The sequence below is a fragment of the Lysinibacillus sp. FSL R7-0073 genome (genome assembly GCF_038009065.1).
Taxonomy (GTDB): Bacteria; Bacillota; Bacilli; order Bacillales_A; family Planococcaceae; genus Lysinibacillus; species Lysinibacillus fusiformis.
This window is the reverse complement of sequence record NZ_JBBPAS010000001.1, coordinates 4,569,998-4,587,612: the sequence shown is the minus strand read 5'-3', so window position 1 is coordinate 4,587,612 and position 17,615 is coordinate 4,569,998. Positions and strand designations below refer to the sequence as shown.

Sequence of the window (17,615 nt, the reverse complement as noted above, 5' to 3'; positions counted from 1 at the left end):
TGTGAGAGCCGTGGTGGAATCACGGAGGGAGGTTCCTACATGGGTCGCAGCTTGAAAAAAGGACCTTTTGTTGATGACCACTTAATGAAAAAAGTGGAAGTACAAGAGGCTTCTGAGAAAAAACAAGTTATCAAAACTTGGTCACGCCGTTCTACAATCTTCCCGAACTTTATCGGTTTAACGATTGCTGTATATGATGGACGTAAACATGTTCCTGTATACGTAACAGAAGATATGGTAGGCCATAAACTTGGTGAGTTCGCACCGACACGTACTTACAAAGGTCACGGTGCAGACGACAAGAAAACAAGACGCTAATTTTGAGAGGAGGTAAATCCTAATGACACAAGCTAAAGCTATCGCTCGTACAGTACGCATTGCTCCTCGCAAAGTACGTCTAGTTGTAGACTTAATCCGAGGCAAGCAAGTTGGTGAAGCAGTTGCAATTTTACGTCATACTCCAAAAGCGGCGTCTCCAGTCGTTGAGAAAGTATTAAAATCTGCAGTTGCTAATGCTGAGCACAACTACGATCTTGACATCAACTCTTTAGTAGTTTCTGAAGTGTTCGTTGATGAAGGTCCAACTTTAAAACGTTTCCGTCCACGTGCGCAAGGACGTGCAAGCGCAATTAACAAACGCACAAGCCACATCACTCTAGTGGTATCTGAGAAGAAGGAGGGTTAATCCGTGGGTCAAAAAGTACATCCAATAGGACTACGCGTTGGTATTATTCGTGACTGGGAGTCAAAATGGTACGCTGAAAAAGACTATGCAACTCTACTTCACGAAGACATCAAAGTGCGTAAATATATTGAAACGGCTCTTAAAGACGCTTCTGTTTCTAAAGTAGAAATCGAACGTGCTGCAAACCGTGTAAACATTACAATTCACACTGCGAAACCAGGTATGGTAATCGGTAAAGGTGGTACTGAAGTTGAAAATCTTCGTAAATACCTTAGCGAGTTAACTGGTAAACGTGTACACATCAACATCATTGAAATTAAACGTGCAGATCTTGACGCTCGTCTAGTAGCTGAAAATATCGCTCGTCAATTAGAAAACCGTGTATCATTCCGTCGTGCGCAAAAGCAAGCGATCCAACGCACAATCCGTGCTGGGGCAAAAGGAATTAAAACACAAGTATCTGGTCGTTTAGGTGGCGCTGATATCGCGCGTGCTGAACACTATAGTGAAGGAACTGTTCCACTTCATACTCTACGTGCTGACATTGATTATGCACACGCAGAAGCTGACACTACTTACGGTAAATTAGGCGTTAAAGTATGGATCTACCGTGGTGAAGTTCTTCCTACGAAGAAATCTGTGGAAGGAGGCAAATAATATGTTATTGCCTAAACGCGTAAAATACCGTCGTGAACACCGCGGAAACATGCGTGGCGAAGCGAAAGGCGGCAAAGAAGTATCTTTCGGCGAATGGGGCTTACAAGCTCAAACAGCTAGCTGGATTACTAACCGTCAAATCGAATCTGCACGTATCGCGATGACTCGTTACATGAAACGTGGCGGTAAAGTTTGGATTAAAATCTTCCCACATAAACCTTACACTAAAAAACCTCTAGAAGTCCGCATGGGTTCTGGTAAAGGTTCTCCTGAAGGTTGGGTAGCAGTAGTAAAACCAGGAAAAATTATGTTCGAAATTGCTGGTGTATCTGAAGAGATCGCACGTGAAGCACTTCGTTTAGCATCACATAAGCTTCCTGTTAAATGTAAGATCGTAAAACGTCAAGAAACTGGTGGTGAATCTAATGAAAGCTAATGAAATCCGTGACCTTGCCACTTCTGAAATTGAATTAAAAGTGAAATCACTGAAAGAAGAGCTTTTCAACCTTCGCTTCCAATTGGCGACTGGTCAATTAGAAAACACAGCTCGTATTCGTGAAGTGCGTAAAGCAATCGCGCGTATGAAAACTGTTATTCGTGAAAGAGAAATCAGTGCAAATAACTGATAAAGGAGGTTTTCAAGTATGACTGAGCGTAACCAACGCAAAGTTTACACGGGCCGCGTTGTTTCAGATAAAATGGACAAAACTGTTACTGTTTTAGTTGAAACTCACAAAAAGCACAAGCTTTACGGTAAACGTGTAAAATACTCTAAAAAGTTTAAAGCTCATGATGAGCAAAACCAAGCGAAAATCGGTGATATCGTACGTATCATGGAGACTCGCCCGCTATCAGCTACTAAACGTTTCCGTCTAGTTGAAGTTGTAGAAAAAGCGGTTATTATTTAATAACTATTTCGGAACAACCATTTCCGAAGGGAGGTAACCTAAGTGATCCAACAAGAAAGTCGTATGAAAGTTGCTGACAACTCAGGTGCACGTGAAGTTCTTACAATTAAAGTGCTTGGTGGCTCTGGCCGTAAAACTGCTAACATCGGTGATATCGTTGTTTGTACAGTTAAGAAAGCAACACCAGGTGGCGTTGTCAAGAAGGGTGACGTTGTTAAAGCTGTTATCGTTCGTACTAAATCAGGCGTTCGTCGTAAAGACGGTACGTACATCAAATTTGATGAAAATGCTTGTGTAATTATTCGTGATGATAAATCACCACGCGGAACTCGTATTTTCGGACCTGTTGCACGTGAATTACGTGACAGCAACTTCATGAAAATCGTTTCTCTAGCTCCAGAAGTTCTTTAATTTCATGATAGTGCCAATCAAGGAGGTGCGACAGCATGCATGTAAAAAAAGGTGACAAGGTTAAGGTTATCACTGGTAAGGACAAAGGCAAAGAAGGAGTAATCCTAGCTGCTTTCCCTAAACAAGATCGCGTTCTTGTTGAAGGTGTTAATATCGTGAAAAAACACGTTAAACCTAACCAATTGAATCCACAAGGTGGGATTGTAAGCCAAGAGGCTGCAATTCACGTTTCGAACGTAATGCTAATCGATCCTAAATCTGGCGAGCCGACTCGTGTAGGTTATAAAATCGAAAACGGTAAAAAAGTTCGTGTTGCAAAAAAATCAGGTGCAGTAATCGACTAATTAGTAAATAAAAGAAGGGAGGTACACACATGAGCCGCCTAAAAGAAAAGTATTTAAACGAAGTTTCTCCTGCTCTTATGAGCAAATTTGGATATAAATCAGTTATGCAATTGCCGAAAGTTGACAAAATCGTTATCAACATGGGTGTTGGTGATGCTGTTCAAAACTCTAAAGCATTAGATGCAGCTGTAGAAGAATTAACAATTATCACTGGTCAAAAACCAGTAGTAACTAAAGCGAAAAAATCGATCGCAGGTTTCCGTTTACGTGAAGGTATGCCTATCGGTGCTAAAGTTACATTACGCGGTGAGCGTATGTATGAATTCTTGGACAAATTAATCTCAATTTCACTTCCTCGTGTACGTGACTTCCGTGGTGTTTCTAAAAAAGCATTCGATGGTCGCGGTAACTACACTCTAGGTGTTAAAGAGCAATTAATTTTCCCAGAAATCGATTACGATAAAGTTTCAAAAGTACGCGGTATGGACATCGTGATCGTAACGACAGCGAACTCTGACGAAGAAGCTCGCGAGTTATTGACACAATTCGGTATGCCGTTCCAAAAGTAATCAAACAAGGAGGGCGAAAACGTGGCTAAAAAATCTATGATCGTTAAACAACAACGTAAGCAAAAGTTTAAAGTGCAAGAATATACACGTTGTGAACGCTGTGGCCGTCCACACTCTGTATATCGCAAATTCAAACTTTGCCGTATTTGTTTCCGAGAACTTGCATATAAGGGACAAATTCCTGGCGTGAAAAAAGCCAGCTGGTAATCCCCTAATTTGGGAAGGAGGTAAATGTAATGACAATGACTGATCCGATTGCAGATATGCTTACTCGCATTCGTAATGCGAACATGGTTCGTCACGAGAAGTTAGAAGTACCAGCTTCCAACGTGAAAAAAGAAATCGCTGAAATTTTAAAGCGTGAAGGTTTCGTACGTGACGTAGAATACGTGGAAGACAACAAGCAAGGTATTATCCGTATCTTCTTAAAATACGGTAAAGATAACGAGCGTGTTATCACTGGCTTAAAACGTATTTCTAAACCTGGTCTACGTGTATACGCAAAAACAAATGAAGTTCCTAAAGTACTGAACGGTCTTGGTATCGCTTTAGTGTCAACTTCACAAGGTTTATTAACAGATAAAGAAGCTCGCGCTAAACAAGTTGGCGGCGAAGTTCTAGCATACGTTTGGTAATTAGCAATAAATGAATGGAGGTGCAACTAAATGTCTCGTGTAGGTAAAAAAATTATCGAGGTACCAGCTAACGTAACTGTTACTGTTGCAGCTGACAACACTGTTACTGTTAAAGGTCCTAAAGGCGAACTTGTTCGTTCTTTCAACCAAGATATGAAAATTGATCAAGAAGGTAACGTAATCTCAGTATCTCGCCCTTCTGATTCAAAAGAACACCGCACAAACCACGGTACTACTCGTGCGCTTCTAGCGAACATGGTTACTGGAGTTTCTGCAGGTTTCGAAAAAGCTTTAGAACTTATCGGTGTTGGTTACCGTGCGCAATTACAAGGCAAAAAACTTGTACTTAACGTAGGTTACTCTCATCCAGTAGAGTTCACACCTGAAGATGGTCTTGAAATTGAAGTTCCTTCTAACACTAAAATCATCATTAAAGGTATCAGCAAAGAGCGCGTTGGTGCTCTAGCATCTAACATCCGTGACGTTCGTCCGCCAGAGCCATATAAAGGTAAAGGTATCCGTTACGAAGGCGAATACGTTCGTCGTAAAGAAGGTAAAACAGGTAAATAATGCTGCTTAAGCATTAGAAAGGAGTGACCCTTGTGATTACGAAACAGGATAAAAATCAAGTTCGTAAAAAACGTCATGCGCGAGTACGTTCTAAAATTTCGGGTACTGCTGAGCGTCCACGCTTAAATGTATTCCGTTCTAACAAGAACATCTACGCTCAACTTATCGATGACGTAGCAGGCGTAACAATTGTTAGCGCATCTTCTCAAGAAAAAGGTTTTGAAGGTGCTGGTAGCAATGTTGAAACTGCATCAAAAATCGGTGAAACAATCGCGAAACGCGCTGCGGAAAAAAATATTACTGCTGTAGTTTTTGACCGTGGTGGTTACTTATATCATGGACGCGTGAAAGCTTTAGCTGAAGCTGCACGTGAGAATGGTTTAGAATTTTAATAAGAAGGAGGGACACATTTCATGAGTCGAATTGACGCAAACAAACTTGGAGAACTTGAAGAACGCGTAGTTACTATTAACCGTGTTGCTAAAGTTGTTAAAGGTGGACGTCGCTTCCGCTTCACAGCACTTGTTGTTGTTGGCGATAGAAACGGTCATGTAGGTTTCGGTACTGGTAAAGCTCAAGAGGTTCCAGATGCTATCCGTAAAGCTGTTGAAGATGCGAAGAAAAACTTAGTAGAAGTGCCACGTGTTGGTGGAACAACTCCACACTTAGTGCTTGGTCGCTTCGGTGCAGGAGAAATCCTAATTAAACCTGCTGCTCCTGGTACAGGGGTTATCGCTGGTGGTCCAGTACGTGCAGTACTAGAACTTGCTGGTATTACTGATATTCTTTCAAAATCTCTTGGATCTAACACACCAATTAACATGGTGCGTGCAACTGTTCAAGGTTTAACTGAATTAAAACGCGTAGAGGACGTAGCAAAATTACGTGGTAAATCAGTGGAAGAAATATTAGGATAAGGGGGGAAAGATAATATGGCTAACAAATTAGAAATCACCCTTACTAAATCTGTGATTGGTACTAAACCTGCTCAACGCAAAACTGTTGAAGCTCTAGGTTTACGTAAATTACACCAAACTGTAGAGAAAGCTGATAACGCAGCTACTCGCGGTATGCTTGATAAAGTAGCTCACTTAGTTACTGTAAAAGAAATTTAATTTCCAATTAATGAACAAGGAGGTGCCACCCACTATGAAACTGCATGAGTTAAAACCAGCAGAAGGTTCTCGTAAGCAACGCAACCGCGTTGGTCGTGGTATCGGTTCTGGTAACGGTAAAACAGCAGGTAAAGGTCATAAAGGTCAAAACGCTCGTTCTGGTGGCGGTGTACGCCCAGGCTTTGAAGGCGGTCAAAACCCATTATTCCGTCGTTTACCAAAACGTGGCTTTACGAACATCAACCGTAAAGAATACGCGATCGTTAACCTTGATGCTTTAAACCGTTTCGAAGACGGTGCAGAGGTAACAACTGCATTATTACTTGAAACTGGTCTTGTGAGTAATGAAAAAGCTGGAATTAAAGTTCTTGGCAACGGAACTCTTAACAAAAAGCTTACAGTTAAAGCTCATAAATTCTCAGCTTCAGCTAAAGAAGCAATCGAGAATGCCGGCGGAACTACTGAGGTGATTTAATGTTTCAGACAATCTCTAACTTTATGCGTGTTCGAGATATAAGAAATAAAATCATTTTCACTCTTTTAATGTTAATCGTTTTCCGTATTGGAACATTCATTCCAGTACCTAACGTTGACGCAAATGTATTAAAGGCAACTGATGAGTTTAACCTCGTTGGTTTCCTGAATACTTTTGGCGGTGGTGCTTTAAAGAACTTCTCTATCTTCGCGATGGGGATTATGCCTTACATCACAGCCTCAATTATTGTTCAGTTATTGCAAATGGACGTAGTACCGAAGTTTGCTGAATGGGCAAAGCAAGGTGAAGTCGGAAGACGTAAACTTGCACAATTCACTCGCTACTTTACTATTATTCTTGCTTTCATCCAATCATTCGCAATGTCATTCGGTTTTAATAGAATGTATGGCGGATCTTTGATTAAAGAAGAAGGGATTCTAACATATGTTACAATCGCCATTGTATTGACAGCGGGGACAGCTTTCCTTGTGTGGCTTGCAGAGCAAATTACTGCACACGGTGTTGGTAATGGTATATCTGTTGTAATCTTCGCAGGTATCGTTGCAGCATTGCCTACAGGAATTAACCAAATCTTTGCACAGCAAATCGAGGGTGCTGGTGATAAATTATTTATCAATATCGTAATCCTTGCATTGCTTGTATTGGTTTTACTCGCAGTTGTAGTTGGAGTTATATACGTGCAACAAGCACTTCGTAAAATTCCAATTCAATATGCAAAACGAGTTACTGGACGTAATCAACAAACTGGTGGTCAACAAACACATTTACCTTTAAAAGTAAATGCTGCAGGGGTTATTCCGGTAATCTTCTCAGTAGCGTTTATTGTTACACCACGTACGTTAGCAACGTTCTTTGGTCAAAATGACGTAACTACTTTCATTGAAAACACATTTGATTATACGAAACCTGTTGGAATGATTATTTACGTTGCATTGATCGTCGCGTTCACATATTTCTACGCATTCGTACAAGTGAATCCTGAAAATGTGGCAGACAACTTGAAAAAACAAGGTGCTTATATTCCGGGTATTCGTCCTGGTGAAAACACTCAAGCGTATTTAACAAGCGTGTTATATCGTCTAACATTTGTTGGTGCGATATTCTTAACTGTTATTGCTGTAATGCCGATTTTATTCATTAACTTTATGAATTTACCTGCCTCAGTGCAAATCGGTGGTACTAGTATTATTATCGTAGTCGGCGTAGCGCTCGAAACGATGAAACAGCTAGAATCTCAACTTGTTAAACGTCACTACAAAGGCTTTATGAAATAATGTTGGTTTTTAGGGAACGTTCCACCGTTTCCTTAAATCAGCAAACCTTTGGTGGGAGGAATATTTCCTAATGAATATCGTTTTAATGGGTCTGCCAGGTGCTGGTAAAGGTACTCAGGCAGATAAAATTGTTGAGAAGTACGCGATTCCTCATATTTCTACAGGCGATATGTTCCGTGCTGCTATTAAAGAAGGTACAGAACTTGGCTTACAAGCTAAGTCGTTTATGGATCAAGGTGCTCTAGTACCGGATGAAGTAACGATTGGTATTGTTCGTGAGCGACTGGCTAAACCTGATTGTGAAAAGGGCTTCCTATTAGATGGTTTCCCACGTACTGTTCCTCAAGCTGAAGCTTTAGATAGCATTCTTGCTGATCTTGGTAAGGCAATAGAACATACTCTAAACATTCAAGTTGAAAAGGATGAGTTAATTGCTCGTCTTTCAGGTCGACGCATTTGTAAAACTTGTGGCACATCCTATCATTTAATTTTCAATCCTCCAGCCGAGGAAGGAAAATGTGATAAAGATGGTGGCGAGCTTTACACACGTGCCGATGATAATCCTGAAACGGTTGCGAACCGTCTGGAAGTTAATATGAAACAAGCACAACCTTTACTTGATTTCTATCAATCAAAAGGTGTGTTAACTAATATAGATGGACAGCAAGATATAAACAAAGTGTTTGCTGATCTTGATGCTCTTTTACAGGGCAGCCGCAGCTGATACCCGGCTCCGGGCGCAGAATACTGCTTCCGCGGGAGGCATGCGGGAGCAACAACGAAACATAATTTTTTTGAGAGTTGCAAAAGCATATTGTGCCCGGTATATATTTCTTCTAAAAAGTGCAACATAGCTTTTGGAGGAGTATAATGGGTTTCGTGGAAGCATCTGTGTAACGGGTATGAATATCTCATCAAAGACATTCCGGTATTCGTGTAAACATGGGAGTTTCAGTGCCCTTATTGGTTCTGGATATTCCGTGGATTGTGTGAAGCGAAACCAGACGAGCGTCTTTCAAACATCTCTCATACAATCCAAACATATGTTGAAACGAGGTTGCTTCTATAGTTGCAGCAGATATCCGTTTGATGTAACGATGAGAACTTTAATTTGCATATAGAGAGGAGACAGAGTAGATGGCGAAAGATGATGTAATTGAAGTCGAAGGGACAGTTGTTGAGACTTTGCCAAACGCGATGTTTAAGGTAGAATTAGAAAATGGACATGTGATTCTAGCACACGTATCTGGTAAGATTCGTATGCACTTTATCCGTATTCTACCTGGAGATAAGGTTACTATCGAGTTATCTCCTTACGATTTAACTCGCGGTCGTATCACATACCGTTTTAAATAATCTTTTGCGCTCCGGACTACTAAGGAGGTTAGGTTAGATGAAAGTGAGACCATCTGTGAAACCGATCTGCGAAAAATGTAAAGTAATTCGCCGACGCGGTAAAGTAATGGTAATCTGTGAAAATCCTAAACATAAACAAAAACAAGGTTAATTCTAAAGGAGGTGCACAACGTACATGGCACGTATTGCTGGTGTTGATATTCCTCGCGACAAACGCGTGGTAATTTCATTAACATACATTTTCGGTATTGGTAAAACTACAGCTCAGAAAGTACTAGCTGACGCAGGTATTTCAGAAGATACACGCGTACGCGACTTAACTGAAGATGAGTTAAACAAAATCCGTGAACAATTAGATTCTTACAAACTTGAAGGTGACTTACGTCGCGAAACTTCATTAAATATTAAACGTCTGATGGAAATCGGTTCATTCCGTGGTATCCGTCACCGTCGTGGCTTACCTGTTCGTGGCCAAAATACGAAGAACAATGCGCGTACGCGTAAAGGTCCTCGTAAAACTGTAGCGAACAAGAAAAAATAATTGGTAAAGGAGGTTCCTTCTTAACATGGCTCGTAAACAACAAACTCGTAAACGTCGTGTGAAAAAGAATATCGAATCTGGTATTGCACACATTCGTTCTACATTTAACAATACAATCGTAACGATTACAGATATGCAAGGTAACGCTGTATCTTGGTCAAGTGCTGGTGCTCTTGGTTTCCGTGGTTCACGTAAATCTACACCATTCGCTGCTCAAATGGCTGCAGAAACTGCTGCTAAAACATCCCTTGAACATGGTCTGAAAACGTTGGAAGTAACTGTTAAAGGTCCTGGTGCTGGTCGTGAAGCTGCAATCCGTGCACTTCAAGCTGCTGGTTTAGAAGTAACTGCTATTAAAGACGTTACTCCAGTTCCTCATAATGGTTGCCGTCCGCCAAAACGTCGTCGCGTGTAATGGGTGCGTCTCATATTGTATGAGAACATCATTTTTTGTACAGACTGTCTTGTGCAGATAATAAACGATACGTCATTGACGATCGAATCTATGATGGAAAGAACCTATACATTCGATGTTTTGAAGGAGGGTAAATGAAATGATCGAAATTGAAAAACCAAAGATTGAAACGGTGGAGATCAGCGAAGATTCCAAGTATGGAAAGTTTGTTGTAGAACCGCTTGAACGCGGATATGGAAACACTTTGGGTAATTCTTTACGTCGTATCCTTCTGTCTTCATTACCAGGAGCTGCTGTCACGTCAATTCAAATTGATGGCGTTCTTCACGAATTCTCAACTGTAGAAGGCGTAGTAGAAGATGTAGCTTCAATCATTTTGAACGTGAAAAAACTAGCTCTTAAAATCTACTCTGACGAAGAAAAAGTTATTGAGATTGATGTAAAAGGCGATGGTACAGTTACGGCTGCTGACATTACACATGACAGTGATGTAGAAATTTTAAACCCTGATCTATATATTGCAACAATCGCTAAAAACGGTCATTTACGTATGCGTATGTACGCACAACGCGGCCGTGGTTACACTCCTGCTGATCAAAACAAACGTGAGGATCTTCCTATCGGCGTGATCCCGATCGACTCTATTTACACTCCAGTATCACGCGTCAATTTCCAAGTGGAAAATACTCGTGTAGGTCAGTCTTCTGACTACGATAAACTTTCTCTTGATGTGTGGACAGATGGCAGCATCGGTCCGAAAGAGGCGATTTCGCTCGGAGCAAAAATTTTAACCGAGCATCTTAACATCTTCGTTGGCATGACAGATGAGGCACAAACTGCTGAAATCATGGTCGAAAAAGAAGAAGATCAAAAAGAAAAAGTTTTAGAGATGACTATCGAAGAACTTGATCTTTCTGTTCGCTCTTATAACTGCTTAAAACGCGCTGGTATTAACACAGTACTAGAACTTGCGAATAAGTCAGAAGACGACATGATGAAAGTTCGTAACCTTGGACGTAAGTCACTAGAAGAAGTAAAAGCGAAGTTAGAAGAGCTTGGTTTAGGATTACGCAAAGAAGACTAAGCGATTTAAACAAAACTAACAAGGTCAGATTTTTTCTATAAAGGAGGGAAACATCCATGGGTTACAGAAAACTTGGTCGTACAAGTTCTCAACGTAAAGCGATGTTACGTGACTTAGCTACTGATTTAATCATCAACGAGCGTATCGAAACTACTGAGGCTCGCGCTAAAGAAGTACGTAAAGCTGTTGAAAAAATGATTACTTTAGGTAAGCGCGGAGATTTACATGCACGCCGTCAAGCTGCTGCATTCATCCGTCGTGAACTAGTAACAACGACTGATGCAGAAGGTAACGAATCAACATCATTTGCACTTCAAAAGTTATTTGATGATGTTGCACCACGTTATGCAGAGCGTCAAGGTGGTTACACTCGTATTCTTAAAGTAGGTCCTCGTCGTGGTGACGGTGCACCTGTAGTTGTGATTGAACTAGTTTAATCATTAGAGAAAACTTGTGGTGAAGAGGGTGGGAATCACCACCCTCTTTCTTTATAAACGATTTATACGACAAATAATTAAGCTGAGCGTTATGATGAGCGGACACTAAGGTGTGGCGTCTCGTTTAGCTCTCCGCACCTCATTCAGGAGAGATAAGGGCTTGAGCACCCTTATTTCTTGAAAATGTAACGACTAGCGCATTTCTATTGAATGAGGTGCGCGCTTTTTTATTACTAAGGATAGCGCCAATTTGTGGTGCTTTTTTTAATATATGGGTTTAATGTTTTCCCTAATTACAGCATTACGAGGTCGTTTAATTATTTTAGTATTTTACTTTTATCGACATAAGGATTGTAGTAGAATTCATACATAAAAAAGTGTAAGTTAGTTAGTAGAGCTGAGTATGTAGAGAGGAGTTCTAGAAATGCCTGAAATTTTATCTTTAAATAATGTGACTTTTTCATATACACCAGAAGAACCAACTAGTCGTAATGCTGTCGAAAATGTTAGCTTCGCCGTTGAAGAGGGAGAATGGATTGCTATAGTAGGACATAATGGTTCTGGAAAGTCAACCATAGCAAAGTTGATGAATGGTTTGCTATTTCCTCAAAAAGGAGATGTCCGCATTTTACGAGAGCCATTAAGTGAAGAAAACCTTTGGGAATCCCGTTCTCTCATGGGTATGGTTTTTCAAAACCCGGACAATCAATTCGTAGGTGCAACCGTACAGGATGATGTTGCGTTTGCATTGGAAAACAACGGCGTGCCTTTTGAAGAAATGGTACAGCGTGTTCATGCGGCACTGGAACAAGTAAAAATGAGCCACTTTTTAGATCATGAGCCACACCATTTATCGGGAGGGCAAAAGCAGCGTGTCGCTATTGCAGGAGCACTTGCGTTAAAGCCGAAGCTTCTTATATTAGATGAGGCTACTTCTATGCTAGATCCTCAGGGACGTGGAGAGGTATTACAAACTGTTCAAACTTTACGTGCTGAAACAGGACTTACTGTACTATCCATAACCCATGATTTAGAAGAGGCGATGCTAGCAGATCGTGTACTTTTTATGAATGATGGGAAGAAGTTTGCAGAAGGTACCCCTGCTGAAATATTTGCTCTTGGGGACAAGCTAGTGGAATTTGGACTAGACTTACCATTTGCACTAAAGTTATCAAAGCTATTGCAAAAGGAAGGTGTTCCATTAATGGGACAACATATGACAGAAGAAGAGTTGGTGAATGATTTATGGACATCAAACTTCAACAAGTAAGCTATGCTTATGCACAAGGGACGCCTTTTGAAAAACGTGCATTATTCGATGTAGATTTCGATATCCCATCACACACATATCAAGCAATTATTGGTCATACTGGTTCGGGTAAATCAACTATTCTCCAGCATTTTAATGCACTTCTAAAACCTACTTCAGGAGAAGTACATATCGGGAATCGTGTAGTGGTAGCCGGAAAAAAAGCAAAGGATTTAAAAGCTGTACGACAAAAGGTCGGTATCGTCTTTCAATTCCCGGAGCATCAGTTATTTGAAGAAACCGTGTTAAAGGATATTATGTTTGGTCCCATGAACTTTGGCGTACCAGAAAAAGAGGCCGAAGATCGGGCACGAGCACTTGTCAGCTTAGTGGGGTTACCAGAAGACGTTCTAGAAAAATCTCCGTTTGATTTATCGGGAGGTCAAATGCGTCGAGTAGCGATAGCAGGTGTTTTAGCGATGGAACCTGAAGTAATCGTGTTGGATGAACCTACCGCGGGCTTAGATCCACGTGGTCAGAAAGAAATTATGGATATGTTTTATCAGCTTCATCAGGAACGTCACCTGACAACGATTCTAGTAACGCATAGCATGGAAGACGCTGCCCGATATGCAGATAATATTGTGATTATGCATGAAGGTAAAAATGTTTTAAGTGGAACACCGCGAGATATATTTAAGGATGTTGATACATTAAAAAGCTTCCGCTTAGAGCCACCTCGTATTGTACGCTTTCAACAAAAGATGGAGCAAATGATGGGGAAACCTTTATCAAAAGTTTGCTTAACCGAAGAAGAACTTGCAGTTGAGATTGCTCAAGTGCTCGGAGAGGAGCGTGCGGAATCATGATGGAAAAAATGATTTTTGGACGCTTTTTACCAGGAGATTCTCCCGTTCATAAACTGGATCCACGCTCTAAGCTAATCTTTGTATTTGCTTTTATTATTATAGTATTTTTGGCCAATAATACAGTGACGTATGCTATGCTCTTGGCATTCACCCTTCTTGTTGTATTAATATCACGAATTCGCTTGTATTTTTTGATAAATGGTCTTAAACCGGTTCTCTTTTTGATGGCCTTTACCTTCTTGCTTCATATTTTTATGACGAAGGAAGGCGTTCCCGTTTTTGACTCAAAGTATATTACCATTTACGATGAGGGGATTAGACGTGGGGTTTATATTTCAATACGTTTTCTAGTATTGGTATTTATAACATCTATTTTAACTTTAACAACGTCACCGATTTCCATCACAGACGGTATTGAAGTCCTTTTAAATCCTCTGAAGGCATTGAAAGTACCTGTCCATGAATTAGCTTTAATGATGTCGATTTCTTTACGCTTCATTCCAACTTTAATGGATGAAACAGATAAGATTATGAAAGCACAAATGGCAAGAGGCTCTGATCTATCCTCAGGCCCAATAAAAGACCGTATTAAAGCTGTAGTGCCATTACTAGTACCTCTTTTTGTGAGTGCATTTAAACGGGCCGAAGATTTAGCCACAGCGATGGAAGTAAGAGGCTATCGCGGAGGGGAAGGACGTACTAGATATCGTAGGCTAAAATGGGATATGGGAGATACATTTGCGCTTGTATTATTAGTAGGAATAGGTGTATTGCTATTCTTCTATAGAAGTTAAAGGAGTATGCTTTATGCGACGATTAAAAGTAATTATTAGCTATGACGGTACACATTTCTCAGGCTATCAAGTACAGCCTGGGGAACGCACCGTACAGGCAGAAATAGAACGTGTATTAGCCATTATGCATAAAGAGAAAAAGGTGAAGGTAACCGCAAGTGGACGTACAGATGCTAGGGTTCATGCAACAGGGCAAACATTGCATTTTGATACACCACTAGCCATTCCAGTTGACAAGTATCGCAAAGCTTTGAATGTTCAGCTCCCTAGAGATATTCGCGTAATGTCTGTAGAAGAAGTAGCACATGATTTTCATGCACGCTATAGTGTAACTGGGAAGCGATACCGTTATATTTGGTCCTGTGAGCCTATTCAAAGTCCATTTCGGAGACATTATACAGTTGAGACAAACGGGATCAAACCTGATGTAGTTGCAATGCGAAAGGCTGCTCAAGCTATCATTGGTACACATGACTTTTCATGTTTCTGCGCAGCCAATACAAGTGTCCAGGATAAAGTAAGGACAGTAACCTCACTACAATTTGAGTGGCATGGGGAAGAGCTTCATATGGTTATTGAAGGCAGTGGCTTCTTATATAATATGGTGCGAATTATTGCAGGTACATTGTGGGAAGTTGGTATTGATCGCCGAACGATTGAAAATGTAGCACTTGTAGTCGCTTCAGAAGATCGGGATAAAGCTGGAAAAACCGCGCCACCACAAGGTTTGTACTTAGAAAATGTGTTCTATTAGTGTCACTTTCTAGCTCGAAACAACTTTACCAGGTGTTTAATGAAATTGCTTGACTTTAAAAGTCATTCATTATATGATAACAGATGGTATTTTCATTACCACCACAAATAAGCCCCGAAAACTTATAGTGTAGTTTAATGAAAAATAACGGTAATCGAATCGATTAGGAGGATATATACATGCGTACAACATTCATGGCTAAAGGTCACGAAGTAGACCGTAAATGGTTAGTAGTTGATGCAGAAGGCCAAACTCTTGGACGTTTAGCTTCTGAAGTAGCTGCAATCTTACGTGGTAAACATAAACCAACATTCACACCAAACGTTGACACAGGTGATCACGTAATCATCATCAACGCTGACAAAATCCATTTAACTGGTAACAAATTAGAAGGTAAACTTTACCGTCACCACACTCAATTCGCAGGTGGTTTAAAAACTCGTACTGCTGGTGAAATGCTAGACAAGTACCCAACAAGAATGATCGAATTAGCAGTTAAAGGAATGCTTCCTAAAAACTCTTTAGGTCGTAAAATGTTCACTAAACTTAATGTTTACACTGGAACAGAGCATCCACATGCTGCACAAAAACCAGAAGCATACGAGCTTCGCGGATAATATAAATTAAGAGGAGGATATTACTTTGGCACAAGTTCAATACATCGGCACTGGTCGCCGTAAAAGCTCTGTAGCTCGCGTACGTTTAGTACCAGGTACAGGTAAAATTGTTATCAACAAACGTGAAATCGAAGAATACGTACCATTCGCTGCATTACGTGAAGTAATTAAACAACCATTAGTAGCTACTGAAACTACAGGAAGCTATGATATCCACGTAAACGTTAACGGTGGTGGATACACTGGTCAAGCTGGTGCTGTTCGTCACGGTATCGCTCGTGCTCTACTTCAAGTAGACCCAGATTTCCGTGCTGCATTAAAATCAGCTGGATTACTTACTCGTGATTCACGCATGAAAGAACGTAAAAAACCAGGTCTACGCGGCGCTCGTCGTGCACCTCAGTTCTCAAAACGTTAATTTCAAATTTTTCTATCAAAGACTCTTTCTACTTTTGTGGAAAGGGTCTTTTTGTATGAAAAGAGTAGCCCTTATAAAAAGCAATCTTTGGAGTTGTTGTCCGAAGATTGCTCAACTTCTTGAATAGATAGATAACGAACGGGTGAGATAGTAGTGATGCCCAATATCTTTCAACCATTGTGCAAGTTGAGCATTAAGGGGCGGCAACCCCCTAACACTTAGCGCTCATCGTTTACGGCGTGGACTACCAGGGTATCTAATCCTGTTTGCTCTCCACGCTTTCGCGCCTCAGTGTCAGTTACAGACCAGATAGTCGCCTTCGCCACTGTTGTTCCTCCAAATTCTACGCATTTCACCGCCACGGGAAGTATAGACTGTTGCGATACTTCTTTCCTTAGCGGACATATGTTTAGCTACCCAACGTGCTAATGCAAACTCAGGATGTTGCGTATGGTTACCACCAGACACATGATTTCGATCTTCGGCTAACACCTCACCTTTCGCAGCCAAAGGGCTCATCACCTGCTTCTAATGCATCTTTGGCAAGCTCTATACATCATTCTAAATACGTTCAATCAAGTGGATCATCTAATGCCTCCTTATATTAACTCTTACTAGAACCCTCTGACTCAGCCTCTTTTAAAATCAGCTCTATTTTGTGAAAACCTAATTGTTTTGCATGCTGTAATGGTGTGACTCCTTCTCTATCAGTAATATTCAAATTTGCCCCATAATCCACTAACAGTTGAACGATTTCTTGGTGTCTCTCACCGCCATTACCTAAAATGACGGCTTCCATTAAAGCTGTCCAATGTAAATGGTTAATATGATTGACATTAATATCTGAATGATTCAGGAGTGCACGAACTACTTCTACATGACCACGTTCTGCTGCGGGAATAATGGCCACGCTTCCGAAGCGGTTCGTCAATTTCGTATCGGCACCAGCAGCGATGGCTAGTTTCACGATTTCTAGAAAACCTGATGCCCCTGCATGGAGGAGCACATTTTCTAGCTGATTATCTTGTAGATTTATGTCCGCACCACGCTGAATAAGAGCCCTTACTGTTTCCACCTGATTATAATAAGTAGCTGCTAATACCGCCGTTCTGCCTAATTGATTGGTGGCATTGATATCGGCCCCTTCTTGTAAAAGTGTTAGGACTTTTTCAGTTTCTCCATTCGCAGCGGCAATAATCAAATGATCGCTCATTTCTATCACCTTCTCTTTCCATATTATAAAAATATGGTAACATGTAACATCTTGCCCGAATAATATTAAAAAAATATGCTGCGCTTAGCTTTTACATATAGTAGAAAGCGCCCTTTAGTATATTTATAAAACATTTAAATAATCTTCTTGGCATAATAATTGTTATTTCTGCACAAATTTAAAATTATTAAAAATATTTTCGTA

31 protein-coding genes, 1 pseudogene and 1 other annotated feature are annotated in these 17,615 nt (G+C 40.6%); of the genes and pseudogenes, 31 read left to right on the top strand and 1 reads right to left on the bottom strand.

Translation table 11 applies throughout. From position 1 onward, the window contains the following. Nucleotides 1-39 precede the first annotated feature (39 nt). The 31 genes and pseudogenes from rpsS (at nucleotide 40) to rpsI (ending at nucleotide 16,198) form a co-directional block, all read left to right on the top strand. Nucleotides 40-318, top strand: coding sequence for a 30S ribosomal protein S19 (gene rpsS, locus MKY88_RS23160; protein WP_008181911.1), 279 nt, complete (start codon nucleotides 40-42; stop codon nucleotides 316-318). A 22-nt stretch (nucleotides 319-340) separates the two neighbouring features. Continuing rightward, nucleotides 341-685, top strand: coding sequence for a 50S ribosomal protein L22 (gene rplV / locus MKY88_RS23155; protein ID WP_004233639.1), 345 nt, complete (start codon nucleotides 341-343; stop codon nucleotides 683-685). A 3-nt stretch (nucleotides 686-688) separates the two neighbouring features. After that, nucleotides 689-1,342 (top strand): 30S ribosomal protein S3, encoded by a 654-nt coding sequence (gene rpsC / locus MKY88_RS23150; RefSeq protein ID WP_025116438.1) that lies wholly within the window; start codon nucleotides 689-691, stop codon nucleotides 1,340-1,342. A gap of 1 nt (nucleotide 1,343) precedes the next feature. Further along, nucleotides 1,344-1,778, top strand: coding sequence for a 50S ribosomal protein L16 (rplP, locus tag MKY88_RS23145; RefSeq protein ID WP_025116437.1), 435 nt, complete (start codon nucleotides 1,344-1,346; stop codon nucleotides 1,776-1,778). Further along, nucleotides 1,768-1,968, top strand: a complete 201-nt coding sequence (rpmC, locus tag MKY88_RS23140; protein WP_004233646.1) for a 50S ribosomal protein L29 — start codon at nucleotides 1,768-1,770, stop codon at nucleotides 1,966-1,968. The genes rplP and rpmC overlap by 11 nt, the downstream gene beginning before the upstream one ends. An 18-nt stretch (nucleotides 1,969-1,986) precedes the next feature. Next, nucleotides 1,987-2,250 (top strand): 30S ribosomal protein S17, encoded by a 264-nt coding sequence (gene rpsQ / locus MKY88_RS23135; protein WP_008181723.1) that lies wholly within the window; start codon nucleotides 1,987-1,989, stop codon nucleotides 2,248-2,250. Nucleotides 2,251-2,292: 42 nt separating this feature from the next. Beyond that, complete coding sequence (gene rplN / locus MKY88_RS23130; protein WP_004233650.1) at nucleotides 2,293-2,661, top strand: 50S ribosomal protein L14; 369 nt, start codon at nucleotides 2,293-2,295, stop codon at nucleotides 2,659-2,661. 35 nt (nucleotides 2,662-2,696) lie between these two features. Continuing rightward, nucleotides 2,697-3,005, top strand: a complete 309-nt coding sequence (gene rplX / locus MKY88_RS23125; protein WP_004233652.1) for a 50S ribosomal protein L24 — start codon at nucleotides 2,697-2,699, stop codon at nucleotides 3,003-3,005. A 29-nt stretch (nucleotides 3,006-3,034) separates the two neighbouring features. Further along, the gene (gene rplE, locus MKY88_RS23120; protein ID WP_008181719.1) at nucleotides 3,035-3,574 is read left to right on the top strand and encodes a 50S ribosomal protein L5; all 540 of its coding nucleotides are present in this window, start codon (nucleotides 3,035-3,037) and stop codon (nucleotides 3,572-3,574) included. A gap of 21 nt (nucleotides 3,575-3,595) precedes the next feature. Continuing rightward, nucleotides 3,596-3,781 carry a type Z 30S ribosomal protein S14 gene (locus MKY88_RS23115; protein ID WP_004233656.1) on the top strand — a complete coding sequence of 62 codons (186 nt, stop codon included), beginning with the start codon at nucleotides 3,596-3,598 and terminating at the stop codon, nucleotides 3,779-3,781. A 29-nt stretch (nucleotides 3,782-3,810) separates the two neighbouring features. Next, nucleotides 3,811-4,209 carry a 30S ribosomal protein S8 gene (gene rpsH / locus MKY88_RS23110; RefSeq protein WP_008181717.1) on the top strand — a complete coding sequence of 133 codons (399 nt, stop codon included), beginning with the start codon at nucleotides 3,811-3,813 and terminating at the stop codon, nucleotides 4,207-4,209. Between the two features lie 30 nt (nucleotides 4,210-4,239). Beyond that, entirely contained in the window at nucleotides 4,240-4,779 is a 540-nt protein-coding gene (rplF, locus tag MKY88_RS23105; protein WP_069483215.1) for a 50S ribosomal protein L6, read from the top strand. A 32-nt stretch (nucleotides 4,780-4,811) separates the two neighbouring features. Continuing rightward, complete coding sequence (rplR, locus tag MKY88_RS23100; RefSeq protein WP_008181713.1) at nucleotides 4,812-5,171, top strand: 50S ribosomal protein L18; 360 nt, start codon at nucleotides 4,812-4,814, stop codon at nucleotides 5,169-5,171. Between the two features lie 21 nt (nucleotides 5,172-5,192). Continuing rightward, nucleotides 5,193-5,696, top strand: a complete 504-nt coding sequence (gene rpsE, locus MKY88_RS23095; RefSeq protein WP_008181711.1) for a 30S ribosomal protein S5 — start codon at nucleotides 5,193-5,195, stop codon at nucleotides 5,694-5,696. 15 nt (nucleotides 5,697-5,711) lie between these two features. Next, nucleotides 5,712-5,894 carry a 50S ribosomal protein L30 gene (gene rpmD, locus MKY88_RS23090; protein WP_004233668.1) on the top strand — a complete coding sequence of 61 codons (183 nt, stop codon included), beginning with the start codon at nucleotides 5,712-5,714 and terminating at the stop codon, nucleotides 5,892-5,894. A gap of 34 nt (nucleotides 5,895-5,928) precedes the next feature. Further along, a complete protein-coding gene (rplO, locus tag MKY88_RS23085) occupies nucleotides 5,929-6,369 on the top strand; it encodes a 50S ribosomal protein L15 (protein ID WP_008181708.1) in 441 nt (146 codons plus the stop codon). Beyond that, nucleotides 6,369-7,664: a preprotein translocase subunit SecY gene (gene secY, locus MKY88_RS23080; protein ID WP_025116435.1), complete on the top strand. Its 1,296-nt coding sequence runs from the start codon at nucleotides 6,369-6,371 to the stop codon at nucleotides 7,662-7,664. Before rplO ends, secY begins: the two co-directional genes overlap by 1 nt. Before the next feature lie 70 nt (nucleotides 7,665-7,734). Beyond that, complete coding sequence (locus MKY88_RS23075) at nucleotides 7,735-8,388, top strand: adenylate kinase (protein ID WP_193833428.1); 654 nt, start codon at nucleotides 7,735-7,737, stop codon at nucleotides 8,386-8,388. 249 nt (nucleotides 8,389-8,637) lie between these two features. Further along, nucleotides 8,638-8,715, top strand: a pseudogene (locus tag MKY88_RS23070) (type I methionyl aminopeptidase); the annotation flags it as partial. Nucleotides 8,716-8,801: 86 nt separating this feature from the next. After that, nucleotides 8,802-9,020: a translation initiation factor IF-1 gene (infA, locus tag MKY88_RS23065; RefSeq protein WP_004233690.1), complete on the top strand. Its 219-nt coding sequence runs from the start codon at nucleotides 8,802-8,804 to the stop codon at nucleotides 9,018-9,020. 37 nt (nucleotides 9,021-9,057) lie between these two features. After that, complete coding sequence (gene rpmJ / locus MKY88_RS23060; RefSeq protein ID WP_000868344.1) at nucleotides 9,058-9,171, top strand: 50S ribosomal protein L36; 114 nt, start codon at nucleotides 9,058-9,060, stop codon at nucleotides 9,169-9,171. Nucleotides 9,172-9,195: 24 nt separating this feature from the next. Then, a complete protein-coding gene (rpsM, locus tag MKY88_RS23055) occupies nucleotides 9,196-9,561 on the top strand; it encodes a 30S ribosomal protein S13 (protein WP_004233729.1) in 366 nt (121 codons plus the stop codon). 25 nt (nucleotides 9,562-9,586) lie between these two features. Further along, a complete protein-coding gene (gene rpsK / locus MKY88_RS23050) occupies nucleotides 9,587-9,976 on the top strand; it encodes a 30S ribosomal protein S11 (protein ID WP_004233731.1) in 390 nt (129 codons plus the stop codon). 139 nt (nucleotides 9,977-10,115) lie between these two features. Then, nucleotides 10,116-11,060, top strand: coding sequence for a DNA-directed RNA polymerase subunit alpha (locus tag MKY88_RS23045; protein WP_004233733.1), 945 nt, complete (start codon nucleotides 10,116-10,118; stop codon nucleotides 11,058-11,060). Nucleotides 11,061-11,116: 56 nt separating this feature from the next. Further along, nucleotides 11,117-11,497, top strand: a complete 381-nt coding sequence (gene rplQ / locus MKY88_RS23040; RefSeq protein WP_008181938.1) for a 50S ribosomal protein L17 — start codon at nucleotides 11,117-11,119, stop codon at nucleotides 11,495-11,497. Between the two features lie 424 nt (nucleotides 11,498-11,921). Then, nucleotides 11,922-12,767 (top strand): energy-coupling factor ABC transporter ATP-binding protein, encoded by an 846-nt coding sequence (locus tag MKY88_RS23035; RefSeq protein ID WP_025116432.1) that lies wholly within the window; start codon nucleotides 11,922-11,924, stop codon nucleotides 12,765-12,767. Beyond that, nucleotides 12,743-13,615 (top strand): energy-coupling factor ABC transporter ATP-binding protein, encoded by an 873-nt coding sequence (locus MKY88_RS23030; protein ID WP_193833426.1) that lies wholly within the window; start codon nucleotides 12,743-12,745, stop codon nucleotides 13,613-13,615. Before MKY88_RS23035 ends, MKY88_RS23030 begins: the two co-directional genes overlap by 25 nt. Further along, a complete protein-coding gene (locus tag MKY88_RS23025) occupies nucleotides 13,612-14,409 on the top strand; it encodes an energy-coupling factor transporter transmembrane component T family protein (protein ID WP_193833425.1) in 798 nt (265 codons plus the stop codon). The genes MKY88_RS23030 and MKY88_RS23025 overlap by 4 nt, the downstream gene beginning before the upstream one ends. Nucleotides 14,410-14,422: 13 nt before the next feature. Further along, complete coding sequence (gene truA / locus MKY88_RS23020) at nucleotides 14,423-15,163, top strand: tRNA pseudouridine(38-40) synthase TruA (RefSeq protein ID WP_193833424.1); 741 nt, start codon at nucleotides 14,423-14,425, stop codon at nucleotides 15,161-15,163. Between the two features lie 179 nt (nucleotides 15,164-15,342). Beyond that, complete coding sequence (rplM, locus tag MKY88_RS23015) at nucleotides 15,343-15,780, top strand: 50S ribosomal protein L13 (protein ID WP_004233742.1); 438 nt, start codon at nucleotides 15,343-15,345, stop codon at nucleotides 15,778-15,780. Nucleotides 15,781-15,805: 25 nt separating this feature from the next. Next, nucleotides 15,806-16,198, top strand: a complete 393-nt coding sequence (gene rpsI, locus MKY88_RS23010; protein WP_004233744.1) for a 30S ribosomal protein S9 — start codon at nucleotides 15,806-15,808, stop codon at nucleotides 16,196-16,198. A gap of 172 nt (nucleotides 16,199-16,370) precedes the next feature. Beyond that, nucleotides 16,371-16,625, bottom strand: a sequence feature (16S ribosomal RNA rRNA prediction is too short). Between the two features lie 177 nt (nucleotides 16,626-16,802). On the opposite strand, the gene MKY88_RS23005 is transcribed toward rpsI, so the two are convergent. Then, the gene (locus MKY88_RS23005) at nucleotides 16,803-17,411 is read right to left on the bottom strand and encodes an ankyrin repeat domain-containing protein (protein ID WP_340814759.1); all 609 of its coding nucleotides are present in this window, start codon (nucleotides 17,409-17,411) and stop codon (nucleotides 16,803-16,805) included. Nucleotides 17,412-17,615: the final 204 nt, after the last annotated feature.

Excerpts from the sequence above, each read along its gene's own strand:
- MKY88_RS23025 (WP_193833425.1), top strand. The coding sequence starts at position 13,612 with ATGATGGAAAAAATGATTTTTGGACGCTTTTTACCAGGAGATTCTCCC.
- rplF (WP_069483215.1), top strand. The coding sequence starts at position 4,240 with ATGTCTCGTGTAGGTAAAAAAATTATCGAGGTACCAGCTAACGTAACT.
- rpsM (WP_004233729.1), top strand. The coding sequence starts at position 9,196 with ATGGCACGTATTGCTGGTGTTGATATTCCTCGCGACAAACGCGTGGTA.
- rplP (WP_025116437.1), top strand. The coding sequence starts at position 1,344 with ATGTTATTGCCTAAACGCGTAAAATACCGTCGTGAACACCGCGGAAAC.
- rpsH (WP_008181717.1), top strand. The coding sequence starts at position 3,811 with ATGACAATGACTGATCCGATTGCAGATATGCTTACTCGCATTCGTAAT.
- rpmC (WP_004233646.1), top strand. The coding sequence starts at position 1,768 with ATGAAAGCTAATGAAATCCGTGACCTTGCCACTTCTGAAATTGAATTA.
- MKY88_RS23045 (WP_004233733.1), top strand. The coding sequence starts at position 10,116 with ATGATCGAAATTGAAAAACCAAAGATTGAAACGGTGGAGATCAGCGAA.
- MKY88_RS23030 (WP_193833426.1), top strand. The coding sequence starts at position 12,743 with ATGGACATCAAACTTCAACAAGTAAGCTATGCTTATGCACAAGGGACG.
- rpsS (WP_008181911.1), top strand. The coding sequence starts at position 40 with ATGGGTCGCAGCTTGAAAAAAGGACCTTTTGTTGATGACCACTTAATG.
- rplQ (WP_008181938.1), top strand. The coding sequence starts at position 11,117 with ATGGGTTACAGAAAACTTGGTCGTACAAGTTCTCAACGTAAAGCGATG.
- secY (WP_025116435.1), top strand. The coding sequence starts at position 6,369 with ATGTTTCAGACAATCTCTAACTTTATGCGTGTTCGAGATATAAGAAAT.
- rpsK (WP_004233731.1), top strand. The coding sequence starts at position 9,587 with ATGGCTCGTAAACAACAAACTCGTAAACGTCGTGTGAAAAAGAATATC.
- rplM (WP_004233742.1), top strand. The coding sequence starts at position 15,343 with ATGCGTACAACATTCATGGCTAAAGGTCACGAAGTAGACCGTAAATGG.
- rpmJ (WP_000868344.1), top strand. The coding sequence starts at position 9,058 with ATGAAAGTGAGACCATCTGTGAAACCGATCTGCGAAAAATGTAAAGTA.
- rpmD (WP_004233668.1), top strand. The coding sequence starts at position 5,712 with ATGGCTAACAAATTAGAAATCACCCTTACTAAATCTGTGATTGGTACT.
- rpsQ (WP_008181723.1), top strand. The coding sequence starts at position 1,987 with ATGACTGAGCGTAACCAACGCAAAGTTTACACGGGCCGCGTTGTTTCA.
- rplX (WP_004233652.1), top strand. The coding sequence starts at position 2,697 with ATGCATGTAAAAAAAGGTGACAAGGTTAAGGTTATCACTGGTAAGGAC.
- rplV (WP_004233639.1), top strand. The coding sequence starts at position 341 with ATGACACAAGCTAAAGCTATCGCTCGTACAGTACGCATTGCTCCTCGC.
- truA (WP_193833424.1), top strand. The coding sequence starts at position 14,423 with ATGCGACGATTAAAAGTAATTATTAGCTATGACGGTACACATTTCTCA.
- rplE (WP_008181719.1), top strand. The coding sequence starts at position 3,035 with ATGAGCCGCCTAAAAGAAAAGTATTTAAACGAAGTTTCTCCTGCTCTT.
- MKY88_RS23075 (WP_193833428.1), top strand. The coding sequence starts at position 7,735 with ATGAATATCGTTTTAATGGGTCTGCCAGGTGCTGGTAAAGGTACTCAG.
- rplO (WP_008181708.1), top strand. The coding sequence starts at position 5,929 with ATGAAACTGCATGAGTTAAAACCAGCAGAAGGTTCTCGTAAGCAACGC.
- MKY88_RS23035 (WP_025116432.1), top strand. The coding sequence starts at position 11,922 with ATGCCTGAAATTTTATCTTTAAATAATGTGACTTTTTCATATACACCA.
- MKY88_RS23005 (WP_340814759.1), bottom strand. The coding sequence starts at position 17,411 with ATGAGCGATCATTTGATTATTGCCGCTGCGAATGGAGAAACTGAAAAA.
- infA (WP_004233690.1), top strand. The coding sequence starts at position 8,802 with ATGGCGAAAGATGATGTAATTGAAGTCGAAGGGACAGTTGTTGAGACT.
- rpsE (WP_008181711.1), top strand. The coding sequence starts at position 5,193 with ATGAGTCGAATTGACGCAAACAAACTTGGAGAACTTGAAGAACGCGTA.